4 protein-coding genes and 2 pseudogenes are annotated in these 5433 nt (G+C 59.1%); all 6 read right to left on the reverse strand.

Going from position 1 to position 5433, the window contains the following annotated elements; translation table 11 throughout:
• Nucleotides 1-518 precede the first annotated feature (518 nt).
• Nucleotides 519-1279 (reverse strand): annotated as a pseudogene (locus ABZ911_RS42670) (transposase family protein).
• A gap of 120 nt (nucleotides 1280-1399) precedes the next feature.
• Nucleotides 1400-2209: a hypothetical protein gene (locus ABZ911_RS42675; protein ID WP_358070282.1), complete on the reverse strand. Its 810-nt coding sequence runs from the start codon at nucleotides 2207-2209 to the stop codon at nucleotides 1400-1402.
• Between the two features lie 4 nt (nucleotides 2210-2213).
• Entirely contained in the window at nucleotides 2214-3830 is a 1617-nt protein-coding gene (locus tag ABZ911_RS42680) for a DUF262 domain-containing protein (RefSeq protein ID WP_358070284.1), read from the reverse strand.
• A gap of 325 nt (nucleotides 3831-4155) precedes the next feature.
• On the reverse strand, nucleotides 4156-4626 hold the full coding sequence (locus tag ABZ911_RS42685; protein WP_358070287.1) for a transposase: 471 nt from the start codon (nucleotides 4624-4626) through the stop codon (nucleotides 4156-4158).
• Between the two features lie 146 nt (nucleotides 4627-4772).
• Nucleotides 4773-5087 (reverse strand): winged helix-turn-helix domain-containing protein, encoded by a 315-nt coding sequence (locus tag ABZ911_RS42690; RefSeq protein WP_358070288.1) that lies wholly within the window; start codon nucleotides 5085-5087, stop codon nucleotides 4773-4775.
• Nucleotides 5062-5166, reverse strand: a pseudogene (locus ABZ911_RS42695) (helix-turn-helix domain-containing protein); the annotation flags it as partial. The pseudogene ABZ911_RS42695 and the gene ABZ911_RS42690, both read right to left, overlap by 26 nt.
• Nucleotides 5167-5433: the final 267 nt, after the last annotated feature.

Raw genomic sequence — 5433 nt, forward strand, 5'->3', positions numbered from 1 at the left:
ACATCAAGCCCGAGCCCGCTGGTTCCACCGCCGCGCTCGCCTGGCCACCGCATACACCCAGATCAGCTAACGAATGGCGGCTGCCGTACTAGGGACGCCGACCCGACTCCTGACGGATGAGAACTTTCTCTACGGTTTCAAGGCAGCCCGCCGAGGGCGGCCTGCCGCGCCGAGCGGTCGCTGGCCGCGCTGCGGCTCTCCGGCCGGTCGCGACCAGCGCCGCCCCGCGCTGCGTAATCGTCGAGCAACGGCTGACCGGTGCCTCCGGCGGAGATCACTCCGACCATATTCGATCTTTTGAGCTCTTCGCCGTAATATCACCGAGCCTGAAATTGCTGCATATGATGAACTATTGGCGAAGGCCAGATGGATCGCATCCATGGCTCACTCGTGAAGAAAGAGCATCCTGCCGCGCCGCTTCCGGTGCTCGGGCCTTGGCGGCCCTGCGCTCCGTGTCGGCTTGCCACCGAATAGGCGGGGTTGCTGTTGGTCTCCTGTAAGCAGAAAGTGAGCCCTTTTCATCCTGAGCAACGATCCTCCTCGACGAGTTGTAGGACGAGAATCGCCTGAGCGAGCGTGGTCGCTCGATGCGGGCAGCAGCGCAGCTGAGTGAGGACTTTCCAGGACTTCGAAGTTGCACCAGCGCGCTCACTGATGGCGCAGACGCGGGCGTGGGCGCGGTTGACGTCCCGCTGGCCGCGTGACAGTCCGGGGTGGCGGCGATGCCGTTTGAACGGCGTGCGGATCGTGCCGCCGGCCGCCTTTATAGCCCTTGTCAGCGAAAGTCTTCACATCGGTGCCGGTCAATGCGTCGATCAGGCCGACGGTCCAAGCGGCGCTCACGTCATGGACGGCGCGCAGGTGAGGCCCCACAACCAACCAACCTACGGAGTTGGCCAGCAATTGCACATTCATTCCGTGCTGCTTTGTGTTTGCCGCTGTCATACGGGCGTTGAGACGGTCGATAGGGGTGAGGGTGCCGTCCAAGATGGCATAGGCCAGCCGGGAAGCACACATCACGTCGGCGGCCAGTGCAGCCAGGAAATCGACGCTTTCACGGATCTGGCGCCAGGCTGTGGCGGTGCCGATGGCCAAGCCGGCGGCCAGGCGCGCGTAGGTGTCGCCGTTGCGCAGATGGGCTAGCCCCCCAGCAGCGCCTGCTGGGGGAGTCTCACCGCCGCCACCGCGAGCAACATTCGGTCCGCTGCGCGCGGATGAGTTCGGCCAGGCGGATCAGCGTGTAGTTGGACAGCGGAATCGAGGCACGGTAGGACAGCAACGCGGCTCCCAGTTGGGGCATCGGATCTTGGTCGACTGCTGCCTCATCGGGAACCTTGTCTCAGCCGCGACCGTTCTGCGCCAGCCCACCGCGACCAGGACCGTCAGATTGGAAAGCTCACTACTGGCCTGCGTAGAACTTCTTGACTCGCTCAGAGAACGCATTCAAGCCCCAGATGCTAAAAGGGACATCGAAAAGTGATTGCACCTCAGCTGTCAGAACCGGATGAGGTATGCCGTACGAACTCCAATCCTTCTTAGTGTCGTCAGTTAACAGTACGATATGTTCGAACTGCTGGGCACTGCTGTTGTGACGACAGACCAAGAGGCCATACAGGAAATCCACCCAGACATAGAAGTCGCCATCCCCTTTATCCTCAAACCCGGGTGGTGTCCTTGCAAGCTTTCTCTGCTTAGCATACGCAGCGAACCTAGATCTTGGAACAGAGTAGCAATGAGCCTTCTCTTTCAGAAGCTCAAGCATCTTCACCACTCTGTCAAGGATTTGGCCATGGTACAGATAGCCAAACTCCGCTTCGAACTCGCTCAAGAGCTCACCGAAGCGTCGCTCAAACTCTCCAAAGTTCGCATCAACACTACCGACTGCCTTCGAGAGAGCTGCGAACCTACTCTTAAGGTCATCACTTATGGTCGTGATCGTCTTTCGATTGTTCCAAAACTCCTGCACCGCCTGGCTGGGCAGAATTAGAGGTGCCGGATGAACCGCAAGAAAGTCTAAAAGGTCTTCGCTGCGTGGAGCATTTGCGAGCCTTAGAAAGATATTTGAGTCTATTCCGAATGCGACCTTAGTTAAGTCAATTGGGGCTCTTGCCTGAACAACCATTGCTCCTCTCAGGGCCCCGAGCGGATCCAAGGCGGTCGTACGGTCAAGGACACTCTCAAGAAGCATAAGATCCTGCTCATAGCTCACGACTTCAGCACCAGACATCGGCCGCTTCCTCTGCTAGAGCAAGTCCTTCGCGTTGCACGGATTTTGGAGTCCAGGTTTCGTAGGCCATGATGATCGCGGCCCGCTCTTCTGGGATGGCCTTGCTAATGAGGCTTTGCTGGACCCCATTCCAGTTGTTTACTCCGCGTGGGCGCTTAGCTATCTTCGCCAGAATCGTGTTACCCAACGTCGAGCCCCACATTCCGAGGTAATCGTCGCCAAAGTCTGGCCATGTGCTGGCAGATTGACGTGGTCGAATATAGTGGAGAGTTCCGACTGGGTCAGGTGTGACAGTCTTGAGTATCGTGGATCTCCTGATAAAGGCCAGTACATCACGGTTATAGCTTCTGCGTCCTAGTGCCTCTACAAATTCCTCTCGAGAATGATCCAGATCTTGAAGCAGCGTGAGCCCTGACTCAACAGAGCCGCTTCGCGTGATCTCTCGAGCAGCTTCAGCAAATTTCCGCTCTATGCTACTTGCCCCGAGATTGCCGACGACGATGCGTTTCACTATCAGGCGAAGCACGCGCTCCATTGACTGCGCGCCGCTCTCTCTTTCGCTGATGGCCAGGAGTAGAGGTCGAACCGCTGTGACTCTCAGCTCATTCAATGACTCGAATATGCCCAAGGCGTCAGCATTCGCCGGACCTCCAAGCGTTGGATCGATCATCTGAAGGTAAACTGGAAGCCAGTGCTGCAAGTCCTCCATCAGCTGTGCGGCGGGTATCTCCCCTGCTGATGAGAAATCTCCACGACGTGCTATATAGTTATAGAGATCCTTTGGTAGGACATACCCAGCGCGCAGATTGACGGTGTGACGAATGTATTGTACATAGTTCTGACCTCCCAACTGCTCGAATTTCTCGGCCGTGCTATGCCATGCATCGTACTGAGCATCACGCTGCCCGGGAGGTGTGTGGCGAAGAATGTAGTTTTTCAGCAGATCCGCAGTGGTAAGTTGCCGCCCCCGCGTATTTACCACCTCAAATACACTGTATGCGGCGGCCTCGTCCGGATGCTCGAATACAGCAACATACAGTTGTTCGTTGATGAACTCGGCCCAAGTGCCCAGTTTGCGGAATCCGTCTGAATTATGATCCTCCGATAGCTTGTCTCGGAGATAGATAAACGACCTGTTTAGGCGCTCCGACGAAGACCCTTCCGCGAGGTCCCGGGCAGGGATGTTGCCATCATCTATCAGGGACTGAAGAGTGTCGTTGGTCCTGGGGTCAGTTAGTACAATGCGCGGAACAATTTCATCCGTTTTATAATCCATCGACCTTAGCAATGTCGACTCAATCTTGTCCGCAAGCGCTCTCCGGCCTATTGCTACAGCTTCCTCACGCAGGGCTGCAGCAAGCAGCGTTAGTGTTACCAGGCGCTGCTGTCCGTCGACCACATGTTTACGCTTGCCATCTCCGGTGAGAACTATCAGCCCCAGAAAATAAGGCCCCTGACCAAGCGCGTTAGATAGATCGTTCCAAAACTCCTCGACTTGCAGCTTTTCCCATGCATAGTCGCGCTGATAAATGGGAACTTCAAAAACCGCACTTGATATCAAGGCGCCGATGGTTGTTGCCGACGCATTCAGTGGTGCGTTCACATCGCTCCGCTCTTCATGCTTGCCAGGGGTAGTCGCCTAGGCTCTCGCCATGGTGCCGCCGATCAGACACGCTCGCAACCCCCCGAGTCTGATATGCGATCAATCGGCCATTTGAGGGGGTTTTGAGCCACGCGTGGACGAGGAACTTGTAGCTGGTGGCTTTGAAGGACGGTGATGGCCATGCAGAGATGGCCGACCTTGCACGGGCTGCGGCTCAGCCTGCACAGGATCTTCCAGCTCTCCAGTTGAGCGTTCGCACGCCTTCGCCCGGACCGCAGAGCTTGGCGTGGCAGCGGCTGGCCGGCTTTGTGACTCGGGTTTGTCCTTACCCTCGTAGGGCGTGAGGACCGGGCCCCTCGCACCTCTGATACGCTTTGTCGGCCAGGGTGATTATCCCTGCCTTCTCAGCCCACGCAGGATGAAGCGCTACGGCTTCGGTGGAGACTCGGACCACCCCGGGTAGGTCGGCTACGACGAAATTGGCCATGGCCCGCCGGAGTAGCGACCAGATGCCCTCGACGGGATTCAGCTCTGGAGCGTAGGCAGGCAGTTGGACGATGCGCAGCCAGTCGACTTGCTCGGCGTCGAAGTCGGCGAGTTGCTCGGCCAGGTGCACGCTCAAATTGTCCCAGCACCAGATCAGCGGTGCGTTCAGGTGCTGGTGGGTGGCCACGATCAGGTCCCGGTAGTCGATCCAGGAGAACGTCTTGGGCTCGCCCTTGCGGCCTCGGTAGATGTGCGGTTTGTAAAACAGGTGCGGCCGCTCGCCGTCTCGGTAGGCCACGACGCCGGCCATGTTGACCTCGGCCCAAGCCCTTGCCGCGCACCGTTACCACCGGGCGGGCACCGACCGGCGCCCAGGTGCGTCCCTTCGGCGGCCTCAGCCCTTGGCCTGCCTCGTCTTCGAAGCAGAGATAGGCGCCCAGGTCCGCCGCGGTGCTTTTACCGCTGGCCACACCTCGTCTTTCCAGGTGGCGATGGCCTCTTCGTCGCGTTCGATCGCCGCCGGACCGGTACCTGTACCGACCAGCCGTGCCGGTGCAGCAGCTTGCCCACGCCCTCGACGGTGTAGCCGATGTGAAACAGCGGCCCGATCAACCTCTTGACCCGGCCCAGTGTCCCGCACTGATCCTCGGCGTATCCCCAGGCCCGCGTGCCCGCGGCCCGCGGCCCAGCTCGGCCTCCAGTCGCTGCCACTGCAGTGCCGCCAATTCTCTGTCGAGGGGCGGCCCCTGGAGCGCAGCGCCTGCGTCCCACCCTCGCGCCATGCCTTACGCCAGCGTGTCACCGACCGCTCGTGCACCCGTAATCGTGCAGCGACCATCTTGGTCGACTCCCCGGCCTCGAACCACTCGGCTGCCTACAACCGTACACGCTCGCGCTATTCCTGCTCAGCGGGCGTGTACCCGCCCCTTTGCCCATACCGCATACCACGGTCGTACCGCACCAGAAGCTATCTGTCATGACCCGAAGACTCTACGAATTCAACCTGTGTAGCAGTCTGGTGTTAGTACTCCAGCCGCACTTACCGATCTTTGAGTTGTCGTCGCTGGTAGTGGCTTCGTCGGGCGCGGGTCTGGTGGCGTTGTCGCCACCGGTGCCA

The organism is Nonomuraea sp. NPDC046570 (assembly GCF_040645915.1).
Lineage (GTDB): Bacteria > Actinomycetota > Actinomycetes > Streptosporangiales > Streptosporangiaceae > Nonomuraea.